Source organism: Streptomyces sp. CB02959, assembly GCF_002803155.1.
Lineage (GTDB): Bacteria > Actinomycetota > Actinomycetes > Streptomycetales > Streptomycetaceae > Streptomyces.
Window position 1 is genome coordinate 1 of the sequence record NZ_NNBP01000078.1, and the last position, 3,482, is coordinate 3,482.

2 protein-coding genes and 2 pseudogenes are annotated in these 3,482 nt (G+C 67.7%); 2 read left to right on the forward strand and 2 right to left on the reverse strand.

All coding sequences use genetic code 11. The features are described from left to right. Window positions 1-73: 73 nt before the first annotated feature. A pseudogene (locus CG747_RS46805) lies at window positions 74-634 on the forward strand (transposase); the annotation flags it as partial. Window positions 635-834: 200 nt separating this feature from the next. On the opposite strand, the gene CG747_RS46810 reads toward CG747_RS46805, so the two are convergent. Together CG747_RS46810 and CG747_RS46815 are read right to left on the reverse strand one after the other, a co-directional pair. After that, window positions 835-1,713, reverse strand: coding sequence for a ricin-type beta-trefoil lectin domain protein (locus tag CG747_RS46810; protein WP_100607953.1), 879 nt, complete (start codon window positions 1,711-1,713; stop codon window positions 835-837). Window positions 1,714-1,732: 19 nt separating this feature from the next. Beyond that, window positions 1,733-2,713: a ricin-type beta-trefoil lectin domain protein gene (locus CG747_RS46815; protein WP_180986051.1), complete on the reverse strand. Its 981-nt coding sequence runs from the start codon at window positions 2,711-2,713 to the stop codon at window positions 1,733-1,735. Window positions 2,714-3,038: 325 nt separating this feature from the next. Between CG747_RS46815 and CG747_RS46820 the strand changes: the two are divergent. Beyond that, a pseudogene (locus CG747_RS46820) lies at window positions 3,039-3,413 on the forward strand (transposase); the annotation flags it as partial. Window positions 3,414-3,482: the final 69 nt, after the last annotated feature.

Consider the following 3,482-nt stretch of genomic DNA (forward strand, 5'->3'; position numbering starts at 1 on the left):
TACAAGCCCGCCTACCGTCACGCGACGACACCTGCACAGATCAACCCTGACAGTTATTCAGACACAGGCCCCGGGCAGGATCGAGAACTGCCAGGTCGGTGTCTTTCTCGCCTATGCGACCGACCGGGGCAGGACGCTGATCGACCGCCGCCTGTATGTGCCGGCCTCGTGGACGGATGACCGGACCCGGTGCCGTCGGGCCGGCATCGGGGACACGGTCGCCTTCGAGACGAAGGTGGCCATGGCCAAGGCGATGGTCCGACGAGCGATCGCTGATGGCATTCCGTTCCGCTGGGTGACCGCGGATGCCGCCTACGGCTTCTCCAAGGGCTGGCGCTCGGAACTGGAACAAGCAGACGTCTTCCACGTCATGGCCACCGCCCGTCACGACACCGTCGTCACCCGCTGAGCCATCGACCACCCCGTCCACGACCTGTTTCACGGCCTCACCCGGCAGAGGTGGAAGCGTCGCTCCTGCGGGGCGGGCGCGCACGGCCCGCGCGTTTACGACTGGGCTCGCGTTGAGGTGCGGCCCTGGCACCGGCCCGACCGCCGGCCCCCGCCCGTCGACCACATCCTGCACTGGTCAACCTGGCGCAGACGACGCCAGCACCAAGCCCGCACCAGCCACTACAAACGCCGCAGCCACAGCCCCTGACCTGGCCACCCGTCACAGCACCCACCGTTGCAGTACTAGGCGGCGGGCTGTACGGGGACGAGGCGCCCCCGGGGGAAAGGTCTCTCCCGCTCTCGACGCCCGCCGTGCGCCGACGCCCGCCGACGCGTGCCGGACGCGGACCGCCACGGGCCCGCGTCCGGCACGCGTCGGGGTGATCAGTCTCCGGGGATCGTGAACCGCTGCCGGTCGGACCCGTCGCACGCGGACATCTGGAGCCGACTGCCATTGGACGTATTGCCGTTGGGCACGTCCAGGCAGTACCCCCACTGGGCGTTCCGCAACTGCCCCGACTCGTAGGACCACTGCTGAGGCGGCGTGCCGTTGCACACCCAGAGCTGGGCCTGTGCACCCGTGGACGCGCCCGCCGCGTCCAGGCACCAGCTGCCCAGGTCACCGGCGCGCAGCGCCGAGCCTTCGCGGCGCCACCACTGGGCGTTGGTGTTGTTGCAGTCGTACATCTGCACGGCCCGGCCGTTCTCGGCCCGGGAACCGGCGACATCCAGGCACTTTCCGTCCTTGCCCCGGATCTCGCCGCCGGGCACCCGCTGGAAGGAGACGTTCCCGCCCGACCGGTTCCCGTGCCCGTAGAAACCCCAGTTGGACCAGCCTCCGTCGCTCTGGAGCTGGAAGTCGCCCGATTCGAAGACCCAAATATTGTAGTAGACGCCGCTCGACTTCCGTACCAGAGCCCGGAATCTGAACCCGGTGAGGTTGTGGGTGAAGCGGGCGTCGGAGACCGTCACGAGCAGGTTGTAGTGGCCGTTCAGAGACGGGCCCAGGCCATTGACCAGGCTCTGGACGTAGTCGCCCCGGCTCTTGGACTTGTTCTGCTGGTGGAGGTCGCGCAGCCGTTGGTCGAGCCCCCAGTCGGGCTGCCCCTGGGTGATGTTCACCTCGTCGTCGGTGGTGGCGCGCGCGGCCGCCGGACGGGCGGGCGCGGCCTGAGCCGGGAGGACACCGCCGGCTCCGAGCGCGAGTGCCGTGCAGGCGAGCAGCGTGATGCGCGCGCCCCGCCGGACTGCTGTGGTCGTCATCTTCGTCTCGTCTCCGGGGCTAGGGAAGGGTGAACCGCTGGGCGGGACCGTCGTTGCACGGCATCATCTGGAGCCGGTTGCCGTTGCCGGTGTCCCCGTTGGGGATGTCCAGGCAGTAGTTCCATTTGCGGTTGCGCAGGGAGCCGTTGCCGACGTAGTCCCACTGCTGGGGCGGGCTCCCGTTGCAGTCCCACAGCTGTACCTTGTCGGTCCAGCCGCCTCCGCCCGCGTCGAGGCACTTGTTGCCGGGCAGGCCGGACCTGAGCGCGAGTCCGTCCCGGTACCACCACTGGGCGTTGGTTGCGTTGCAGTCGTACATCTGGATCGGGGTGCCCCTGTTGGTGGAACTCGACTGCACGTCCACGCACTTGTTCTGCTGGTCCTGCTTCTTCAGGCTGTTCCCGTCGGCCTGGTGGAAGACGACCTCGGGACCGTTCCCGGTGAAGCGCCCGCAGAAGCCCCAGTTGCGCCACCCGCCGTCGCTCCTCAGACGGAAGCTGCCGGATTCGAAGATCCAGTAGTGGTACGTGGCGGAGCCGTCCCAGCTGTAGTGGAGCCGGCCCTCCCAGCGCACGCCGTTGAAGTTGGTGTCGTAGGAGGCGTTTTCCTCCTTGACCATCAACACGTTGTAATGACCCTGGACCATGGCGCACGAGTCGTTGATCACGCCTTGGACGAAGGCCCCCTGGTCCTTGGCCTTGTGGTTGTCGAAGATCTGGACCAGATAGGTGATGATGTCGACGAGCGCCTGAAGGGCGTCGACCGGCCCTGCCGCGGCCGCGGCGCGCGGGCTCGGCCCGCGCTCCCGCAGCGCCTGGGCCGTACGTTCGGAGATTGGCCGCAGGGGCGCGTCCTGGCCGTCGGTACCCATGCGTACGCCCGCCGTCGGGGCCGGTTTCGCGACGGCCGGCGCGGCGCGGGCGGACGCCTCCATCCCGCCGGCCAGCAGTACGGTGGCCATGAGGGCGGCGATGAGTCCGATTCGCGATCTTCGTAACATGAGCGTCTCCTGGGGGGGTGTGGGACGGGATTCGTTCGTCACGTGACCGTAGGTGTGTCCGGTCAACATTCGATAAATACGGAATCGATGGGTAGACGGCGTTCTCGGCGGTGAGCGGCGTTCACGCGGTATGGGCCGGTCCACCGGCCGCCCGCCCTACCGCGGCACCCGCAACGGCGAACGCCGAACCCACTCCGTCTCGGCCTCCGCCGACCGGCCACCCTCGGGCCCTCCGACGGAGCGGCTCGATTCCGCCCTTACCGGATACCTAGTACTGCAACGGTCTTTGGTGTGACGGTTGGGCAGGTTGGTCGTTGGTGTGGTCGTGGGTGGGGATCTTGCTGATGTGAGGGTGTGGGATGGTGAGTTGGAGGCGGTGCATGGACGGTTTGTGCATCGGTTCTCCAGGTCGGAGCCGCGGGAGTCGGCACTTGCGTACATGCGGGGGTTGATCTCTGCGTTGGAGCGGAAGAACGGGTGGACGCTGGCCGAGGAGGCCGGCCATACGGGCCCGGATCGCCTCCACCGGTTCATGAACCGGATCGAGTGGGACGCCGACGAAGTTCTGGCTGACGTACGGGACTACGTCGTTGACAACCTCGGTGACCGGGACGCAGTCCTGATCGTGGACGACACGGGGTTCCTCAAGAAGGGAGTGCGGTCGGCGGGAGTGCAACGGCAGTACTCCGGCACGGCCGGGGCCTGTGTCTGAATAACTGTCAGGGTTGATCTGTGCAGGTGTCGTCGGGTGACGGTAGGCGGGCTTGTA